This is a genomic window from Sporosarcina sp. P33 (assembly GCF_002077155.1).
Taxonomy (GTDB): domain Bacteria; phylum Bacillota; class Bacilli; order Bacillales_A; family Planococcaceae; genus Sporosarcina.
The window spans coordinates 206,512-225,148 of the sequence record NZ_CP015027.1 but is presented as its reverse complement, the minus strand read 5'-3'; the positions used below and the strand labels follow the sequence as shown (position 1 = coordinate 225,148).

At 40.9% G+C, this 18,637-nt stretch carries 17 protein-coding genes; 12 read left to right on the top strand and 5 right to left on the bottom strand.

The annotated features are described in order from the left end of the window. Positions 1–32 precede the first annotated feature (32 nt). The 6 genes from SporoP33_RS01095 (at position 33) to SporoP33_RS15855 (ending at position 7,170) form a co-directional block, all read left to right on the top strand. Positions 33–1,979: a sigma-54-dependent Fis family transcriptional regulator gene (locus SporoP33_RS01095; RefSeq protein ID WP_081242031.1), complete on the top strand. Its 1,947-nt coding sequence runs from the start codon at positions 33–35 to the stop codon at positions 1,977–1,979. 261 nt (positions 1,980–2,240) lie between these two features. Beyond that, on the top strand, positions 2,241–3,587 hold the full coding sequence (lpdA, locus tag SporoP33_RS01090; RefSeq protein WP_081242030.1) for a dihydrolipoyl dehydrogenase: 1,347 nt from the start codon (positions 2,241–2,243) through the stop codon (positions 3,585–3,587). Between the two features lie 24 nt (positions 3,588–3,611). Further along, complete coding sequence (locus SporoP33_RS01085; RefSeq protein WP_081242029.1) at positions 3,612–4,559, top strand: thiamine pyrophosphate-dependent dehydrogenase E1 component subunit alpha; 948 nt, start codon at positions 3,612–3,614, stop codon at positions 4,557–4,559. 18 nt (positions 4,560–4,577) lie between these two features. Beyond that, on the top strand, positions 4,578–5,618 hold the full coding sequence (locus SporoP33_RS01080; RefSeq protein WP_081242028.1) for an alpha-ketoacid dehydrogenase subunit beta: 1,041 nt from the start codon (positions 4,578–4,580) through the stop codon (positions 5,616–5,618). 27 nt (positions 5,619–5,645) lie between these two features. Next, complete coding sequence (locus tag SporoP33_RS01075; RefSeq protein ID WP_081242027.1) at positions 5,646–6,896, top strand: dihydrolipoamide acetyltransferase family protein; 1,251 nt, start codon at positions 5,646–5,648, stop codon at positions 6,894–6,896. Positions 6,897–7,011: 115 nt separating this feature from the next. After that, positions 7,012–7,170 carry a hypothetical protein gene (locus tag SporoP33_RS15855; RefSeq protein WP_155961284.1) on the top strand — a complete coding sequence of 53 codons (159 nt, stop codon included), beginning with the start codon at positions 7,012–7,014 and terminating at the stop codon, positions 7,168–7,170. Between the two features lie 423 nt (positions 7,171–7,593). Here SporoP33_RS15855 and SporoP33_RS01065 read toward each other — a convergent pair whose 3' ends face one another. Beyond that, positions 7,594–8,775, bottom strand: a complete 1,182-nt coding sequence (locus SporoP33_RS01065; protein WP_081242025.1) for an amidohydrolase — start codon at positions 8,773–8,775, stop codon at positions 7,594–7,596. Between the two features lie 84 nt (positions 8,776–8,859). Next, the gene (locus SporoP33_RS01060; RefSeq protein WP_081242024.1) at positions 8,860–9,231 is read right to left on the bottom strand and encodes a HAMP domain-containing protein; all 372 of its coding nucleotides are present in this window, start codon (positions 9,229–9,231) and stop codon (positions 8,860–8,862) included. A 108-nt stretch (positions 9,232–9,339) separates the two neighbouring features. On the opposite strand from SporoP33_RS01060, the gene SporoP33_RS01055 reads away from it, so the two are divergent. Together SporoP33_RS01055 and SporoP33_RS16550 are read left to right on the top strand one after the other, a co-directional pair. Then, the gene (locus tag SporoP33_RS01055) at positions 9,340–11,625 is read left to right on the top strand and encodes a S9 family peptidase (RefSeq protein ID WP_231293274.1); all 2,286 of its coding nucleotides are present in this window, start codon (positions 9,340–9,342) and stop codon (positions 11,623–11,625) included. Between the two features lie 43 nt (positions 11,626–11,668). Next, a complete protein-coding gene (locus tag SporoP33_RS16550; RefSeq protein WP_155961282.1) occupies positions 11,669–11,944 on the top strand; it encodes a hypothetical protein in 276 nt (91 codons plus the stop codon). 207 nt (positions 11,945–12,151) lie between these two features. On the opposite strand, the gene SporoP33_RS16170 is transcribed toward SporoP33_RS16550, so the two are convergent. Continuing rightward, positions 12,152–12,310: a hypothetical protein gene (locus SporoP33_RS16170; RefSeq protein WP_099662740.1), complete on the bottom strand. Its 159-nt coding sequence runs from the start codon at positions 12,308–12,310 to the stop codon at positions 12,152–12,154. Positions 12,311–12,821: 511 nt separating this feature from the next. On the opposite strand from SporoP33_RS16170, the gene SporoP33_RS01045 reads away from it, so the two are divergent. Further along, complete coding sequence (locus SporoP33_RS01045; RefSeq protein ID WP_081242022.1) at positions 12,822–13,079, top strand: autorepressor SdpR family transcription factor; 258 nt, start codon at positions 12,822–12,824, stop codon at positions 13,077–13,079. A 254-nt stretch (positions 13,080–13,333) separates the two neighbouring features. Here SporoP33_RS01045 and SporoP33_RS01040 read toward each other — a convergent pair whose 3' ends face one another. Both SporoP33_RS01040 and SporoP33_RS01035 read right to left on the bottom strand, forming a co-directional pair. Beyond that, positions 13,334–15,754 (bottom strand): ATP-binding protein, encoded by a 2,421-nt coding sequence (locus SporoP33_RS01040; protein WP_196796826.1) that lies wholly within the window; start codon positions 15,752–15,754, stop codon positions 13,334–13,336. A gap of 312 nt (positions 15,755–16,066) precedes the next feature. After that, on the bottom strand, positions 16,067–17,128 hold the full coding sequence (locus SporoP33_RS01035; protein ID WP_081242021.1) for an acyltransferase family protein: 1,062 nt from the start codon (positions 17,126–17,128) through the stop codon (positions 16,067–16,069). Between the two features lie 408 nt (positions 17,129–17,536). Here SporoP33_RS01035 and arsC point away from each other — a divergent pair, with 408 nt between their 5' ends. From arsC to SporoP33_RS01025, 3 genes are read left to right on the top strand one after another with little or no spacing between them, the layout of a single operon-like run. Continuing rightward, positions 17,537–17,956: an arsenate reductase (thioredoxin) gene (gene arsC / locus SporoP33_RS01030; protein WP_081242020.1), complete on the top strand. Its 420-nt coding sequence runs from the start codon at positions 17,537–17,539 to the stop codon at positions 17,954–17,956. A 13-nt stretch (positions 17,957–17,969) separates the two neighbouring features. Continuing rightward, the gene (locus SporoP33_RS15850) at positions 17,970–18,125 is read left to right on the top strand and encodes a hypothetical protein (protein WP_155961280.1); all 156 of its coding nucleotides are present in this window, start codon (positions 17,970–17,972) and stop codon (positions 18,123–18,125) included. A gap of 45 nt (positions 18,126–18,170) precedes the next feature. Continuing rightward, complete coding sequence (locus tag SporoP33_RS01025) at positions 18,171–18,383, top strand: alpha/beta-type small acid-soluble spore protein (protein WP_081242019.1); 213 nt, start codon at positions 18,171–18,173, stop codon at positions 18,381–18,383. Positions 18,384–18,637: the final 254 nt, after the last annotated feature.

Below are 18,637 nucleotides of genomic sequence, written 5' to 3'. Positions count from 1 at the left end.
CAACCAATGAAGAACAGTATGGGGGTAATGATATGAATCAATTACTTAGAAAAGCTATTCTTGAGCCGAATGAATTCAATCTTTCCACTAAAACTGCTTGGAAACAATATCATGAGATAGGATCACTTACTGACGGATCAGTAAGAAAGGAAATTTCTGATTCTTGGGAAAACTCGAAGTCCATTGGTGTTAACCCATTTCAAACTTCCATTGAAGAAATTTTGACACATCATGAACTGGAGAATTGTTTGCTGCAAAATGAACAATTACTATCGTTTGCCACTCCACGTGCAGAAAGTCTATTGGATATACTGCATGAATCGGAAACGATGCTATCCTTTACTGATTTCAACGGCACAATATTACAATCATTTGGTCATCGAAAAACATTGAAACGTGCGGAACTGCTCAATATTTTTACCGGCGGTACGTGGACTGAACAATCTGCCGGTACGAATGCTGTAGGTGTCGCATTAAAAACCAAAAGTCCTGCCCAAGTTCTTTTCTCTGAACACTTTTGTAAGAAAAATCATGAATGGTATTGTGCAGCCGCCCCTATGATTGCACCCTTCACAAGGGAAGTGTTGGGCGTTGTCAATATTGCAGGTTCCAATCCTCATATTCATCCGCATACATTGAGATTAATTATATCGGAAGCGCACAATCTGTCTAATACGATCATTAACCAAGTATATGAAAGTATTTTGCATGACAATCTTTCCCTTACAAATTCAATGGAAGATTCGCAAGATGCAGTTTTAATAGTCGACAGCAAGAAAAACATAGTACAAAGAAACGCTGTTGCAAATAACCACTCTTATATTTCCGATATCCTGCATACTCAATTCCTGGAAGGATTAGATGAACTTGTACATTATGCGATGCTCAGCGGGAAGGCGGTTTCGAGAGAAGTAATACAGGATCAGCGGCTAAAACAATTGTATCAATGTTCAGTACAACCCGTCTTATTTCAAAATATATATTTAGGCGCTATCATTTTTTTGAAAGCTGGTAATTCAGCAACTCATGCTAAAAAGCAACACAGTCTAACATTTGATGAAAAGAAACAAACGGACCCGTTTCAAAAGATGATCGGGTCATCTGATTCCTTTTCATATGTTCAGAAGCAGGCGAAAAAGGCAGCGGCAATTGATGCGACAATTTTTCTTGCTGGGGAAACAGGTACCGGAAAAGAAGTATTTGCCCAAGCCATTCACCAGGCAAGCAATAGAAAAGACAAACCATTCATCGCTATTAACTGTGGTGCAGTGCCGCGCAATCTGTTAGAAAGTGAACTTTCTGGATATGAAGCCGGCGCATTCACCGGCGCCCGTGCTAAAGGAAGTCCGGGGAAGTTTGAAATGGCTCAGGGCGGAACCATTTTCCTCGATGAAATTGGTGACATGCCGTTGGATCTCCAAGTCCATTTGTTGCGGATTCTTGAAGAACGCGAAGTGACCAGAATCGGCAGTTCAAAAGCTATTCCAATTGATGTGAGAATTATTGCGGCTACACATCGCAATCTGTCAGAAGCTGTGTCAGATGGACATTTTCGTGAAGATCTGCTGTATCGTTTAAAAGTTATTCAATTAACTGTTCCGCCGCTTCGTGATAGGGCTGAAGATATATCAGCGTTAGCGTCTCATTTTGTTAAGGAGTTAGCTGGTGAATTTGGAAAGCAGCTCATGCACATTTCTCCTGCGTTCATAACATGCCTCCTTGAATACCATTGGCCCGGTAATGTCCGTGAGTTAAAAAATGTTATCCAACAAGCTTTATTTAATGCAGATGGAAATATCTTAACGCCGTCTCATTTGCCACCTGAGATGACCAGAAACACACAATTAACAGAAAAAGAGCAACTTCAAGAAGCTTTACGAGCCGATAATGGAGTGGTCGCTCACGCAGCAAAGCGTATGGGTATATCACGTGCTACCATGTATCGAAAAATGAAACAATATAATGTGGTTGCCCATTAATACAGCCCTGAACTAACCCATGGTTTAGTTCAGGGCTTTTTTTGATACACTGAGACACTTCTCTGTCTTAATGAGACACTTTATTCAAGTGGAGAAACCTACAGAATATTGTCAAGTGCCTAATTAATATGATGGATTCAAGGCTTTTTACTATATCTGAACTTATTTGGCACGCTTCTTGCATTTATTATAGATGAACCTCAAGTAACGAAATGAATAGAGAACTTGGGTAATTCTGGCGAAAGCAGGTGATGCGAAGTTATGCAAAAGTTTGATGTAACGGTAATTGGCGCAGGGCCCGGCGGTTATGTAGCGGCAATCCGTGCAGCGCAGTCAGGTAAAAAGGTAGCGCTGATTGAGAAAAATAAACTGGGCGGCACTTGTCTGAATGTCGGATGTATACCGTCCAAGGCGCTTCTGCAACATAGTGAAGTGATTCAAACTATCAATCAAGCGAATGAGTGGGGTATTACCACAGGCGAGGTATCAATTGATTTCCCGAAATTAATGAAACGGAAAGATCAAGTGGTAACGGCGTTAGTACAAGGTATACAGTATTTGGTTAAGAAAAACGAAATTACTTTGTTTCATGGCACTGCTTCGGTCAATCAAGAACAGATCATCACGGTAAATGAGCAACAGCTGCAAACAGAAAACTTAATCGTCTCTACAGGAAGCAGACCTTTTGTTCCACCCATCCCCGGTCTGGAACAAGTCGATTATCTGACAACGGACACGTTTTTTGATATTCAGAAATTGCCTGCTTCACTGGTAATTATAGGAGGCGGTGTGATTGCGATTGAACTCGCTTTTGCTATGGCGCCGCTTGGTACAAAGGTAACTGTAATCGAAGCAGCAGATGACATTTTAATGACTGAAGATGCGGATGCCCGAAAGATTATAAGACAGCGCTTGCAAGAACTGCATGTGGATGTCTTAACCAATGCAAAGATCGAACACATCACAAAAGAATACGTGTTAGTGAAAGACAAGCGCTACCCATTTGATCATTTACTTGTGGCAACTGGCAGAACCCCTACTCTTGATGCAGTTACAGAATTGAAACTTGACTTAAAAGAAGGCTATATTTCTGTCAATGAACGCTATGAAACGAGCGTCAAAAATGTATACGCAATCGGAGATGTAATTGGCGGCTATCAACTCGCTCACGCGGCCAGCGCTGAAGGATTGACAGCTATTTTAGCCATTTTAGAAGAGGACGTTCATCCGTTAGATCAATCTGCTATCCCGCGCTGTGTTTACACGCAGCCCGAAATCGCTTCGTTCGGGTTAAATGAAAAAGACGCAGCAGCAAAAGGATACCAAGTCAGAACTTCATTTTCCCCTCTTTCTGCAAACGGCAGAGCACTCGCAATGGGTGAGACGGAGGGATTTATTAAGATCATTGCGGAGGAGACGTATGGAGAAATTCTCGGTGCAGTGATCGTTGCGTCGAATGCAACAGAATTGATTCATGAAGCAGCGGTGTTGAAGCATGCGGAAGGAACGATGCACGAATTGGCAAATTTCGTACACGCTCACCCAACTGTTTCAGAAGCAATCGGTGAAAGCGCAAACGCATTTTTCGGACGGGCTATTCATCAATAAAATTTATAGAGGGAGGAATTTTTTATGGTTCAGCAAAAAACATTGTGGATTTACCAGAAGATGAATGAAATTCGATTTTTCGAAGAGGAAGTACATCGTACATTTGGAAAAGGGCTTATTCCTGGATTCGTACACTTATACGCAGGAGAAGAAGCTGTCGCTACTGGTGTAATGGCACTTCTTGACGACGAAGATTACATTACGAGTACCCATCGCGGTCACGGGCATGCGATTGCAAAAGGCTGTGACATTAAAGGTATGATGGCTGAAATTATGGGTAAACGGGATGGACTTGGCGGAGGAAAAGGCGGATCGATGCACGTTGCTGATGTAGACAAAGGCATGCTTGGTGCGAATGGAATTGTCGGCGGCGGCTTTGGTTTAGCAGCTGGTGCCGCATTGACTATTAAAACACTTGGACAAGACCATGTAGCCGTTTGTTTCTTTGGTGACGGCGCATCCAACGAAGGAACATTCCATGAAGGACTTAATTTAGCTTCTATTTTAGACTTACCTGTAATTTTCGTTTGTGAAAATAATCAATTTGGGGAAGGTACACCTTTCCGTTATGCATCTGCTTCAGAAACGGTTGCTGAAAGAGCACCTGCCTACAATATGCCCGGCATTCGTGTAGACGGTATGGATGTGGAAGCGGTATATGAAGCTACTAAAAAAGCAATTGAACGTGCAAAATCCGGTGAAGGCCCTACTTTAATCGAATGCGATACGTATAGACATTACGGACATTTTGAAGGGGATGAACAGAAATATAAAACAGATGATGACCCAAACAAAGATCGTGATCCGATCACAGAATTCCGCGAAAAAGCTATTAAAAATAAATGGATGACAGAGAAACAAGCCGATGAAATTGAAGAGAATGCCAAGAAAACAATCGATGAGGCAGTAGCGTTCGCAGAGAAAAGTCCGCTTCCGGATATCTCTACTTTGTATACGGATATTTTTGCATAAGAAAAGGGGGAACTTACGATGACGGAAAGAAAACTTACATTCATGACAGCAATTAACGAGGCGATGGCACAGTCTATGCGCAATGATGAAAAAGTAATTTTAATTGGAACAGATGTAGCAGGCGGTGCTGAAGTGGATCACTTAGTTCAAGATGACGGAAGATATGACGATGCATTCGGCGGCGTGTTTGGATTATCGAGAGGTCTGGTAACAGAGTTTGGACGGGAACGTGTAATTGATACACCGATTGCAGAGCACGGGTATTTCAGTGCAGCTGTCGGTGCAGCTGCAACTGGCTTGCGTCCAATTGCGGAATTAATGTTCAACGACTTTGTAGGTTTCGCGCTGGATCCTATTTTGAACCAGGGAGCGAAAATGCGCTATATGTTTGGCGGCAAAGCAAAAATACCGCTTACTGTACGAACAGTTCACGGAGCCGGAGCAGGGGCGGCGGCACAACACTCACAAACATTGTATGGCCTATTCGGTGCCATTCCGGGTGTAAAGGTCGTAGTGCCTTCCAACCCGTATGATGCAAAAGGTCTTATGCTAGCGGCGATTGAAGATGATAATCTAGTGGTCTTTTCAGAAGATAAGATGCTGTATGGAATGAAAGGTGATGTTCCTGAAGAATATTACACCGTTGAAATTGGTAAAGCGAAAGTGGTGCGTGAAGGAAGTGATCTTACCATTGTCGCCATTGGGAAAATGGTTCAAGTCGCGGAAGAAACAGCAGACCGCTTAAGCAGTGACGGGGTAAAAGTGGAGGTAATTGATTTACGCACCATCTCGCCGTGGGATCAGGAAACTGTCATAGAGTCAGTTAAAAAGACAGGACGCCTCATCGTAATTGATGAATCGAATCCACATAATAACACCGCGACCGATGTGGCGTCCGTTGTAGCTGATAAAGCATTTGATTACTTAGATGGACCTATTAAAACAGTATGTGCGCCTAACACACCGGTGCCTTTTGCAGCCAATTTAGAAAAAGCATATATTCCAGATGCGGACAAAGTATTACGTGTAGCTGAAGAAATTATCTCAGATTTAAAGTAATTGAGACGATCCAGGAGGTGAATACTAATGAGCGAAACAATTGTAATGCCAAAGTTAGGTATGACGATGACAGAAGGCACTATCACGGAATGGTATAAAGAAGTGGGTGATTCAGTTACGAAAGGTGAACCGGTGCTGATGATCAGTTCAGAGAAACTAAATCAAGACGTGGAAGCTCCGTGTTCAGGTGTTTTACTGGAACAACTCGGTGATGTGGAAGATGAACTGAAAGTTGGGGAGGCACTTGCAATAATTGGAGAAGAAGATGAAAAAGCTTCTGCAGCAGACAAACAGGATACGAATGCCGTCAGCGTAGAAGTTACAGAATACGAAAAGCCCGACTCTTCAGCAAAGCAACCTTCAATGAACGCAAAAACGGAACAAACGTCCCGTGAACGAATTTTTATTACACCGCTTGCCAGACGAATGGCAAAGGATCAGGCGATTGATATTGAAACAATAGAAGGTTCTGGCGGAAACGGCAGAATTACTAAACGCGATATTGAGCGGGTGTTGGCCAGTGGTTCATTCAAGGATACACCGCAGCCAAAAGAATCAATTTCACAACAAACTGCAGCCGGCACATCTATCGGCGAAGGGCTACCACCTATGAGAAAAGCCATCGCGCGCAATATGCGGGAAAGTTTAGCACAATCTGCGCAGCTTACGTTACATCGTAAAGTTGACGCGGATCAGCTTATAGAATTCCAGCAGACATTGCGAAATAAAGTAAGTGCCAGCCATCCAGACATAAAACTAAGCATAACTGTTTTATTGGCAAGGGCAGCCGTATTAGCACTGCAGGAAGTGCAATCGATGAACTCCAAATATCATAATGGGCAATTAACAGTGTATAACGAAGTTCACTTGGGAATCGCAACGTCACTAGACGATGGCTTACTCGTCCCTGTCATTAAAAATGCACAGCAAAAAACTATTGGGACGCTTGCCGATGAAATGAAGAAGATTACAGAAAAAGCACGAAGCGGTGAAGCAGGTTCAGACTTACTTTCAGGTTCGACATTCACTATCACAAACTTAGGTGCAAGTGGAATTGAATATTTCACGCCGATCTTAAATCCAACTGAAACAGGTATTTTAGGTATTGGATCTCTCCAAGAGGAGCTGGCACTTACGAATGAGGGAACCGTTACTGCGTGCAAGAAGATTCCACTCAGCATAACATTCGATCATCAAATCGTGGACGGTGCTACGGCGGCAGAGTTCTTATCTGCTTTAGCAAAATATATCGAGTCTCCTTACCTTTTAGTTTTATAATACCGGCCGCAGGAAGTAATTCTTCCTGCGGATTTTTTGTCTACTTAAATGAAATAAAGATATACTGCAGGTTTGATGCGCTGCTAAAAAATGTATAGAGGCTACGGAGAAGGCTATGGAGAAAGCAACTCAAAAGGCAGAGGAAGAGAAGAATAGAACGGCTCAAAGTCTCTTAGCAATGGGAGTAGAAGTTGAGAAAATTGCTGTGGCTGCAAAACTTGATAAACAGGTTGTTCTTGATTCCAGGAAGACAGGCACTGTGAATGAAAAGTGAAAAGTACCTGTACAAGAAACAAACGTGAATGTGTAAACAAACACGAAAGTTTTCTGCACGGGTACTTTTTTTACTGAAAGGAAGTGATGGGTGTTGGCAGGGGCTATTAAACTGGTTGTAGCGGGTGTAGTGCTCTTTTTGTTCTTTATTGCTTTGCGAAAAGATATAAAAAATCTTACGGAAGATCAACGCAAGCGTCCATTCTTATTTATTTGGGAGTTGCTTCCTATTATTGGACTCTCAGGACTTTGCAGATTTTCATTTACAGTTCTTCCTAGTTCACGGAAATTTTTTAAATGTCCCAATGTTACCTATAGCTTCTAATGAGTAACGCAATATAAGCTCATCATGACCTTCAAATAGGATTGAGTACCCAAGAAAGGCAAAAGACTGGCCACACCTAGCTAGTCTTTTGTTGCTATCCTATTTATTATAACTGCAAACAACTTCTGCCACTGCTTTTGCTGCAACAAGTAGGGCATCTTCATCAATATCCCATTTCGGATGGTGGTTAAAATATGCTTTTTCTGCGCCTTTCGGTTTGCTGCCAATAAAGAAGAAGCAAGCCGGGAATTTTTCTGCGTAGTATGCAAAATCTTCTGATCCCGAGAAACGTGGAAATTCAACGATCTTATGAATTTCTGGTTCACTCGAATTTTCAATGGTCTTTACAACATCGGCTGTGATTTCAGGATCGTTGTAAAGTGGGGGATAATCCGGAACGTACTCCAGTTCGCATGTAACGCCGAATTCTTCTTCAATGCCCTTTACGATTCGATGTACTTCGTTGTCGATCAATTTCTGTGTAGCCGAGGTCATATAACGTACATCACCTTCAATTGCAATAGAATCTTTGATGATGTTAAATTGCCCTTTACCATCGAAGGATCCAATGGTTATCACGCCCATGTCAAACGGATTCAATCGACGGCTGATCACGGTTTGAACGGCTGTCACGAAATGCGCACCCGCTACAATCGCATCATTTGCTAGATGAGGAGACGATCCATGCCCACCGACACCTTGTATTTTTAATTTGAAAAAGGAACGGCCTGCCATTGTATAGCCGCTGCAGTAACCCACATCTCCAGCAGGATTTGTTGGAAAAAGATGAATGCCATATACCGCATCCAGGTCGTCAAGAAGTCCGGATTCAACCATACTTTTGGCGCCACCAGGCGGTACTTCTTCCGCGTGCTGATGAATTATTTTATAAGTCCCAGACAACTTTGATTGCAGTTGAATCAAACAATCCGCCAGAACGAGTAAATACGCTGTATGTCCATCATGTCCACAAGCATGCATAACGCCTTCATTTTTTGATTTGAATGGTACATCTGTTTCCTCATGGATGGGCAGTGCGTCAAAGTCCGCACGAAGACCAATTGTTTTACCGGGGCGTTCACCTTTGATCGTAGCGATGATCCCGTAGCCATTCCCAACATTTGTTTGAATGTCAACATCTTTTCCTTTGTAAAAATCGATGATATATTGCGCTGTCTTTTCCTCTTCAAAGGATAACTCAGGATGTTCGTGCAAATAACGTCGGATTTGAATCATTTCTTCTTTTCTATCCTCAAGCATTTTCATGAGTTGTTCTTTCATTATAAATCGCCCCTTCGTTTATAAGGTTCACTTACTTATCCTTCCACAATGCTATACGATTAAAGCACCCATTTATAGTAATCGCTACTTATTTTTCTTAATGGAATCCCTGCCCATTAAATAATAAGCAGATGAACGAACAGTCAAATCTCCTTCTGAAACAGAATGCATCAGATGGGTTAGCCGACTGATCGGTTTCAACATCCGGCTGATTACTATATACAAAACAGTGAAAATAACCGCCAGCGTGATAAGAGCAATAATGATCATTAGTGTCTTCCTATCGAAACCAGGGATCGTGTAATAGATGTTCACCTGTTCGACCCCATTGTCTTTGCTAGTGAATACACCGCTTTCTTTTCCTTCATTATACATTGCCGCATATAATGGAACTTCCCGCAAAATTTTGCCTGATTCGGAAGGGTGCGCCAAAGCAGCACCAACTGCATCTAACATGACTGCATGTCATATAGCTCATTCCCGACATATTTCTGTATTGAAAACAAGCCAATGAAACATACTACATTACCGCAATTATTACTACAGAAAAGGGGGGATTAACCAGTGAAAAAACAAGCTTTACTAGCAGCAATGGCTTCCGCACTTCTTGTATCCTATCCACTCGGTGCCAAGACCAATGAAATGGTTCGGTCGCTTAGCTGGGAGACTGCAGGTGTTGCGGGAAATATGAAAGTTAATGATACTGTGTCTGTTCATGACTTTATTCAATTCGCTTTAAATGAACTAACGTACCAGCATGGATCAAAAGAAATGAGAGATGAGCTCGTTCAGCAGTGGGTTGGGGCAGATAGATTGGATTTTGAAGAACAAATCACAAAGGGTCAAATCGCTAAAATCTTAGTCCGTGCTCTTCAGATTGAGGAACAGGAGAAGTCCGCAGCAGATTATATGCATTCTGCACAAATCTATCAGCTTTTAAAGGTTTACAGCCAAGAGGATGAAACCGTAACTGCTAAAGAAATGGAAAGCATTATTAATAATGCAAAGGAAATTGCTTCAAAAGAAGTTAACAATAAAGGGGTAAAAGAAATCTCCGTAGAAGGTTTCATGAAAAACCCAGGAGACTTCGGTTATCAAATATCGCCGGATGGTGAGTATATCTCGTATAGTTCCGAATGGAAGAACCGAATGAATGTCTTTGTCAAAAAGATGCATAAGGAGGATGAACCTATTCGGGTGACGAGCTCAACCGATCGGGACGTCGCTTCGTCGTTCTGGAAGGATAATCACATCCTTTATTTGAAAGATAACGGTGGTGATGAAAATTTTCATATTTATGCGTCCAGATTCAATGGCCAGGAAGAACGGGATTTGACACCTTATCCGGGTGCCAAAGTGCAATTGATCAGCAACTTATCTGGTGTTGAAAATGAAATTCTTATTGGCTTGAATAAAGACGATCCGACGGTCTTTGATGTTTACCGATTGAATGTTAAAACGGGTGACCTAGACCATGTGGCGAAAAACCCCGGCAATATTACCGACTGGCTCGCAGACCATGACGGCAAAATCCGAATTGCGATTGAAACGGATGGTGTAGATAGTACAATTCTTTATCGAGAAACGGAAGAGGATGATTTCAAACCGTTTGTCCAAACAGAAGAAAGTGATGTCATTTCACCAATCGCATTTTCAAAAGATAATCAATCCATTTATGCTTTATCCAATAAAGGTCGGGATAAGATGGAAGTCGTTGTGTTCGATTTAGATGCAAATGAGAAAGTCCTTTATTCCCACCCACAGGCAGACGTGACGAACACTCTCTACAATAAGAAAAAAGATGCACTTGCAGCAAGCATGTATGTAACAGACAAATCGCATTATGAGTTTTTCGATAAAGAATTAGAACGCATTTTCCACAAGGTGAAAGACGAACTTCAAGTGGATGAAAGCGAACTGACGCTTAAGGATTATAATGAAGATATGAACAAATTTATTGTACTTGTTTCAAGTGATAAAGATTATGGCACGTACTACTATTACGATTCGACAACAGATGAACTGACGAAATTGACGGAACTCTCTTCGTGGCTCGATCAAGATCAATTAGCCGACATGCACCCCATTTCCTATACAAGCAGGGACGGGCTTACCATCCATGGCTATTTGACAGTGCCAAAAAATAAAAAAGTGGAACATTTGCCGCTTATCGTCAATCCGCATGGCGGTCCTTGGGCACGGGATGTGTGGGGCTTCAATCCGGAAGTGCAGCTACTTGCCAACCGCGGATACGCAGTGCTTCAAGTGAACTTCCGTTCTTCGACTGGTTACGGTAAAGCATTTACTGATGCGGGCAACAAGGAATGGGGATTAAAGATCCAAAATGATATTACGGACGGTGTGCAATGGGCCATCGATCAAGGTATCGCAGATCCCGATCGGGTGGGAATTTACGGGGCGTCCTTTGGGGGCTATGCGACCTTAGCCGGCATCACTTTCACCCCGGATCTTTATGCTGCAGCTGTAGACTATGTGGGTGTCTCCAATATCTTTACGCTGCTCGAAACCATGCCGCCATATTGGGAAACGATTCGGAATGAACTATATAAAAGGGTTGGCCATCCAGTCAATGACAAAGAATTGTTGGAATCTGTCTCACCCGTCTTCCACGTTGACAAAATTAAAACACCTTTATTTGTAGCACAAGGTGCAAATGATCCACGTGTCAACCAAGCTGAATCGGACCAAATCGTAGAAGCTTTGCAGAAGCGAGGCATTGATGTGGAATATATGCTTAAAGAAAACGAAGGTCATGGCTTCCGAAATGAAGAAAATCGAATTGAGTTTTATCATGCGATGATCGAGTTTTTTGATAAGCATTTGAAGTGACATTTTATTGAAAGTACGCATGTAGATACAAGCATTCCACTACTTGATAAAAGGACTGTTGCTGAAAGCCATTAGCGACGGTCTTTTTCTTGTATTCGTGCAGGGGGAGGCAACGCGCCAAAGTGTATGCGAACCGAGCGAAAAAACGGGGAAGCGCGCCAAAGCTTCGCCTAACCGAGCGTTAGGCGAACAATTGACTACGACATTTGATGCGGCGAAATATACGGATGAGTATCGATCGGCCCTAATGGAGTTGATTGAACAGGAGAAATCTGACAAGACCGTAACACCAAGTGAGAAAGGGCCGGGCAAGCCGTAAAGTGTAATGGATCTAATGACTGCTCTTTAGGCTTCTCGTTATTGCAACGAGAAGCTTTTTAATAGAGGGAAAAAAGCGAGATGACTTTGCTGTTCTTCGTTCAACTGTTATGCTCATATAAACTAAAACAGTTCTAATCAGATGTTTCTTCTGACTAGAACTGTTTTTCTTGTGTACGGTTATGGTGTGGTTTCTATCTCTACGTAGTTACTTATGATCTAGTTCAGACCCACTTTCGATTTTTTTTGCTAGTACTTCATAGATCTCATTGTACGTTAAACCGGAGTTTGCATTTTGCTTTTTTACTTCTTCAATATTCGTGCCTGCAACCGTATACTTGTCTGAATTGGAGTTTTTTTCTTTCATCCCTATCACCTCAATGCTTGTCGGTTTTTTTATTCGACACAACTTATGATGTCCTTAATAGTGAAAGTTATGTAGCATGGTACATCGAGTGTCCTTATTTTTTTATAATACCGGTCGCAGGAAGTAATTCTTCTTGCGGATTTTTTGTCTACTTAAATGAAATAAAGATATACTGCAGATTCTTAAACGGCATACATAATTTTCACTCTTACAAAGCGACTGTGTAAAGTGAATGTAAAACATAATTGAATAGGAGGAAAAGCAGGAAGGCTGGCACGGTATGATCTCGTCAAACAGTTAATCCTGCAAATGAAAGCTGAAACAATACAGACAAAACAGGGAGAATTATTAAGGGTTATAGAATCTTAACGGGAAGGTCAATTGAGATTAATTCACTATTCATATAAGTATTCAGAAAAGACTTTCTTAATTTATTAGATTGGTATATAATTAGTTGAATACCTAATTAGATAATAATCTAATTACACTTTCAGCAGAGGAGGAACTCACTTTGAACGAAATTTTTAAAGCATTAAATGATGAAACAAGGCGTAACATATTAACCATTCTCAGCGAAAAAGGTTCTTTGTCTGCCAGTGAAATACACGACCAATTCGAGATGAGCAAGCCCAGCATTTCCAATCATTTAACGATCTTGCGAAATGCGGGGCTTGTCACATCTGAAAAGAAAGGGCAGTACATATACTACACACTTCATACTGCAGTTCTTCAAGATCTTCTGGTTTGGATGATAAAATTGAATAAATGAGCGCGACGGGAGATGGGGGACAGGTCCTGGCATATGTTAATTATAACGAGGGGGCTGGCTCACAATATATAAGGAAAAATATCAAGAACCTATTTCTAATATGGTTGAAAACTTCAAGCAGAACTAAAAAGCAAACAAACCTTTAATTTGTTTGCTTTTTAATTTTCGAAGGATGATCCTGTTCAAGAATGTCTATGTTACAAACATCTAAATGTTTTACATCAATAGTGTTTCCTTATACACAGAAGGGGCAATCACTTCTCCTGCTCCTTCGCCAGTTCCATAAACATCCGTAACTTTTCAGCAACTTTTCCATATACAGTTTCTTTATCATAGTCGCCGTGTTCATTCGGCTGTCCGGCTGGAATTCCTGTTAATATTTCTATCCCTTCTTCTATAGTTTGCACTTTATAGATATGGAACTGACCATCACGGACTGCCTGAATCAATTCGTCATTCAGCATCAAATTTTTTACGTTTTGGTGGGGGATCAGCACACCTTGTTTGCCTGTAAGCCCTTTATTTTTACATACATTATAAAATCCTTCTATTTTCTCGTTGACGCCGCCTATTGGCTGAATTTCGCCGTTTTGATTCACGGAGCCGGTTACAGCCAGCCCCTGATCAATTGGAACTTCTGCCAGGCTTGACAGAATTGCGTACAGCTCTGTACTTGAGGCGCTGTCACCGTCGACACCGCCATACGATTGTTCAAATGCAATATGCGCTGTCAAAACTAACGGATATTTTTGAGCGAACTTTTGCCCTAAATATCCCCCTAATATATACACACCTTTATTATGCGTATTGCCGCTCATTTGGCTTTCCCTTTCAATATTGACAAAGCCTTTCTTTCCCATAAAAGTTGTTGCTGTAATTCGCGAAGGTTTGCCGAAACGGTATTGTCCTAAGTCATAAACTGCTAAGCCATTAACTTGTCCGATCTTTTCTCCTTCTGTATCAATCAGAATACTTCCTTCATCAATGCTTGCCTGTATCTTTTCTTCATATAAATTTGAGCGGTATCTTTTTTCATTAATGGCTTTTTCAATATGTTTTGCAGACACGATGTCATCGCCCATCATGTCTGCCCATGCATCCGCCTCATACAGTATTTCTGCCTGCAGATTAAACCGTGTCGATAATTTGTTTTGATGCCCGACAATACGTGAGCTGTATTCAATAATTTTTGCTGCAGCTGACGGATCAAAATGCCGGAGTCCATTCATTTTACACTGCGTATGAATAAAACTTATCAGCCCTGTAATATTATCCTGGTTGTACTTCATTTCGGTATCGAAATCCACGCGAATTTTAAAGAGTTTACGGAAATCTTCATCGCCATTGTAAAGAATTTGGTAAATGCTCATATTTCCAATAATAATTACTTTGACATCAAGCGGAATGGGGTCTGGATTAACTGAGGCGGTAGCGATCATGCTTGCGTGTTCTCCCAGATTTTCAATTTGCAGTTTATGGATCAATAACGCTCGCTTTAATCCTGACCAGGCCTGGGTTTTTGAAAAAATATCTTTTGCTTGAATGATAATATACCCGCCATTTGCCTCATGAAGATATCCAGGTTTTATTTTTGTGAAATCAGTACTCATCAGACCCATCCGATTTTCATATTCTACCTTGCCGATTAAATTATAAAACGTAGGATTATCCGCTGTGATGACAGGCATGCCTGACGTTTCACTGTTGTCGACAAGCAGGTTGACAGTATATTTTTTAAACGCTTGTTGTTCATCTTTAAAAAGTATGCCAAGATGCTCTTCTTCTTTTTTAGGTTCATGAGGCAGAAACGCGTGAAAATTAGTTACCAGATCTTCTCTGACAGCCTTTAGATAATGGATCACATCAGGACAATCTTTATATATCTTTTTTAACTCGTCAATATGATAATCTATTGCCATTAAAGCAGTTTTGTGGTCAAAGTCTGCTAATAGCTTTTTCAGCTCCTGCTCAAATTGTATGATGGATTTCGTAGCTTCCCGTATGATCTCTTGCAGTTGAGCAGAGCTTTGTTCAATATGTTTCAATTGTTTTTCGTCTAATGCTTTATATGCTTCTTCACTGATCGGCTGTCCATCTTCGCCCATTGGTATGGTCAGAACTGTCGAACCGTTTTGCTTGAGGATAAACCCTGATTCAGCCGCAATTTCTCCTGTTTCCTTATATACTTTCTCCACTTTTTCTTTATATTTATTTATGATTGAAATACGGTTCTTTTGTTGACTGTCTTCCTTAAAACGGTTAGGAATATCTACTTTCAAGTCATTCACAAGACTTTCCATAGATTTTTGCAGTTTCTTGCCGACTCCGACAGGTAATTTCAACACTTTCGGTTTATATTCATCCTCGAAATTATTTACATAACACCAATCGTATAGTTCAGCTTCCCGGTCGGAAAAGCTGTTTACGACCGAATTTACAAAAGCTGTTTTTCCGGTTCCTTCTATTCCGGAGACGTACATATTATAACCGGGTTTATTGACGTGAAGTCCAAAATTCATGACAGAACGTGCGCGTTGTTGTCCGATAATCGTTGTTAATTTTTCAACCTGTTCTGTTGATTCGAATGTAAACATGGAGTAATCTACAACTTTTTTTAATTCGCCAGCTGGTAAAGAAGCACTTTTTTTAATAGGTTGCTCGTTAGATTGCTTCAATTGAACTCACCTCACTATTTTCCTCTATATTCTCTTACTACCCTAAAAAAGGGCGATGCACGCATTGTTTAAAGAATTTTCAGTACACTCAATTTATAAATTAAACATCACAGGGGCATCTTCTGATCCCGCATGTAAGAATGCTGCTGGACCAAATGAAATATATGCGATTTGTTAAGAGAAATAAAATGAAAAAAGCACTTGTGTCAAAACATTCATGAATGTTTCCTGCACAAGTACTTTTAATTTTGTGTAACGGTGACGCAGTTCGTTACGTTCGTTTCTATATTCACTGCAAATAGGAGAAGTGCCTTACTCAGTTATTGCGCGATTCGCAGTCATCCTTTTTTGTGAAAATCCGCCAAGGAGCACTTTTCCGTGCGGTATAAAATTTTGTATAATGACTGAAAGTGCAATTGGCACAGTAATTCCAAATGCTGTGTACCCAAGAATGCCATACGTAATATAATCGTTTAACAATTTATCTGTAAAGATGTGCAAATACATAATCGTTAACGAATGCTTCTCGATATTTTGCAGCCATGTTAAAGACAAATTAGAGGCGACGAGCTGGAAAATCCCGACTATTACAAGTGTGAATGAAAGCGGAATGATCAAATCCAAAATAAAGTGGTCATAACGCAAAAACTTCATGCTCAGATGATAGTCAATCACATGACTCCTATCAAGTAAAACCGCTGTGATACTTGCAATTAATCCAGCCAGCAGCCAGCCTCTGGATACTTTCATCCAAATGTTTTTCATATAATAACCAAAGGCGAAATAGACGACTGCGATGAGTGCAACATCTATGTTCCAAATCATAGGAATCGTTTGGGACGCAGAAGATGGCGTGCCGTCAATGACGCGCATCGCAAATACGCTTTCAACGTGGGCAATACTGTAAAAGACAGCCAATATCACAAATTGTTTCGTGCGGCTAAAATATTTAGTCATCCATAAGAAAATTACATACGTAAAGAAAAGTGTAGTTATAAACCAGAACACACCGTACGCACCACGCACAAAACGTCCGCCGACAGCAAGTGTCCAAAGATCATTTACGTACCAAGAAAAATCCAGATTACCTGAACTAATCTCTATGCCGTAGCGAATCAGTGTAATACTTACCAGGAAAAACAAGTAAGGGACAATCAACTGCATAAATCGTTTTTTTATCGACTGTTTCATTAAACCTTTTTCCGCAGCCGGCTTAAATAACAAGCCGCTTAAAATAAAAAAAGCGGGCATGTGAAACCAATAGATATACTGATCAAATGGAAAATCAAGCTCTCCAGGATAATGACCAATAACGACAAGAATCATTAAAAACCCTTTGACGGCATCAACCCAGGATAAACGTTTCTTATTCATAATCAGGCTCCTAACGAAAATTGATGTACATCGATTGTACAACCTATCGATAGGCAGGAATGTAATGTTACAAATTTGACTCAAAATTGTAAGCTAGTTGGTAAATATCAGGAGAATTTTATTGATTTATTACGGAAGACTGACTGCTTTGAATATTTTTGAAGCGGTATCAAAAAATATTGACTGCTATTGTTCTTTTATTATTGAAAAAATATCGGTACTAAGGAAGAGGTAAAAACGGAATAGACTCAATCGGCTGATGAGTGAAGTCGGGGATTCTGTTATAATCTAATTCATATAAGTACGGACTTATATGAATGCATAGGAATTAAAGAACCTGCTTGTACGTGGGAGATAGGAATTGAATGAAAGCATTTTTAAAGAAAAATTAAAAAGGGGAATATCATTATGTCTAAAAAAACACTGTACTTTTTATGCACAGGCAATTCGTGCCGAAGCCAAATGGCTGAAGGCTGGGGCAAAAAGATTCTTGGTGAAGAGTGGCGGGTTCTTAGTGCAGGAATTGAAGCTCAGGGCGTAAATCCGAATGCAGTGAAAGCTATGCAAGAAGTAAACATTGACATTTCAAATCAAACTTCTAATGAGATAGACCAGGAAATTTTATTTGCTGCAGATTTTATCGTTACACTTTGCGGAGATGCTGCTGATAAGTGTCCGGTGACGCCGCCTCATATCAAAAAAGCTCATTGGGGTTTTGACGACCCTGCAAAAGCAGAAGGAACAGAAGAGGAAAAATGGGCATTCTTCCAGCGTGTACGCGATGAAATTGGTGCCCGGATTGAACGCTTCTCTAAAACAGGTGAATAAAAAGTATTTGATCATGTACTTAAAAAGAGTACTTGTGTCAGAAACAATCGCGAGTGAAGAAGCAGCCGCGAACGTTTCTGCGCAGGTGCTTTTTTTAGAAATCCGCGCTGTCTGGGCAAGTGCAGATGTTCAGCAATCCTTAATATATTTCCATGCATTGCCAGTATGATATTTCAAATGTGGAGCATTCTAATGTCACAAGGAGGTGGACAACATGCCAAACAGCAACAGCAATAACAACTCAAACCAGCTTTTAGTTCCTGGAGTACAACAGGCGATCAACCAGATGAAGGAAGAGATTGCATCTGAGTTTAACGTGCAGCTAGGACCAGACTCCACATCGCGTGCCAACGGATCCGTCGGCGGAGAAATTACAAAGCGATTAGTGCGTCAGGCTCAGCAGCAAATGAAAGGATACACGGAATAATCAGTTTCGCTGTATCTTGAAAAGGATCTGTATCATAAAAAATTGACAGGTTCTGTTTAACCTCCCGCTTTGTCGTTAACCGACATGGCGGGAGGTTATTTTTATGGAGTAAGTAATGACAATTCCTTATATAACCGTACGAGAACTTACAAATGCAGGGATTCCTAAAATCGATGTAGTCATTTTGAAAATTTATCCGCTATTCTCCGTCTGTACGCTGCAGGAATAGCGGGGAAATATAAAAAAGAGACGTC

What these genes read in the sequence shown, in the direction of transcription:
- SporoP33_RS01080 (WP_081242028.1), top strand. Translation starts at nt 4,578, where the DNA reads ATGACGGAAAGAAAACTTACATTCATGACAGCAATTAACGAGGCGATG.
- SporoP33_RS01075 (WP_081242027.1), top strand. Translation starts at nt 5,646, where the DNA reads ATGAGCGAAACAATTGTAATGCCAAAGTTAGGTATGACGATGACAGAA.
- SporoP33_RS01085 (WP_081242029.1), top strand. Translation starts at nt 3,612, where the DNA reads ATGGTTCAGCAAAAAACATTGTGGATTTACCAGAAGATGAATGAAATT.
- SporoP33_RS01095 (WP_081242031.1), top strand. Translation starts at nt 33, where the DNA reads ATGAATCAATTACTTAGAAAAGCTATTCTTGAGCCGAATGAATTCAAT.
- SporoP33_RS15850 (WP_155961280.1), top strand. Translation starts at nt 17,970, where the DNA reads ATGTACTTAAAAAGAGTACTTGTGTCAGAAACAATCGCGAGTGAAGAA.
- SporoP33_RS01035 (WP_081242021.1), bottom strand. Translation starts at nt 17,128, where the DNA reads ATGAATAAGAAACGTTTATCCTGGGTTGATGCCGTCAAAGGGTTTTTA.
- SporoP33_RS16170 (WP_099662740.1), bottom strand. Translation starts at nt 12,310, where the DNA reads ATGAAAGAAAAAAACTCCAATTCAGACAAGTATACGGTTGCAGGCACG.
- arsC (WP_081242020.1), top strand. Translation starts at nt 17,537, where the DNA reads ATGTCTAAAAAAACACTGTACTTTTTATGCACAGGCAATTCGTGCCGA.
- SporoP33_RS01065 (WP_081242025.1), bottom strand. Translation starts at nt 8,775, where the DNA reads ATGAAAGAACAACTCATGAAAATGCTTGAGGATAGAAAAGAAGAAATG.
- SporoP33_RS01060 (WP_081242024.1), bottom strand. Translation starts at nt 9,231, where the DNA reads ATGTTAGATGCAGTTGGTGCTGCTTTGGCGCACCCTTCCGAATCAGGC.
- SporoP33_RS01025 (WP_081242019.1), top strand. Translation starts at nt 18,171, where the DNA reads ATGCCAAACAGCAACAGCAATAACAACTCAAACCAGCTTTTAGTTCCT.
- lpdA (WP_081242030.1), top strand. Translation starts at nt 2,241, where the DNA reads ATGCAAAAGTTTGATGTAACGGTAATTGGCGCAGGGCCCGGCGGTTAT.
- SporoP33_RS15855 (WP_155961284.1), top strand. Translation starts at nt 7,012, where the DNA reads ATGGAGAAAGCAACTCAAAAGGCAGAGGAAGAGAAGAATAGAACGGCT.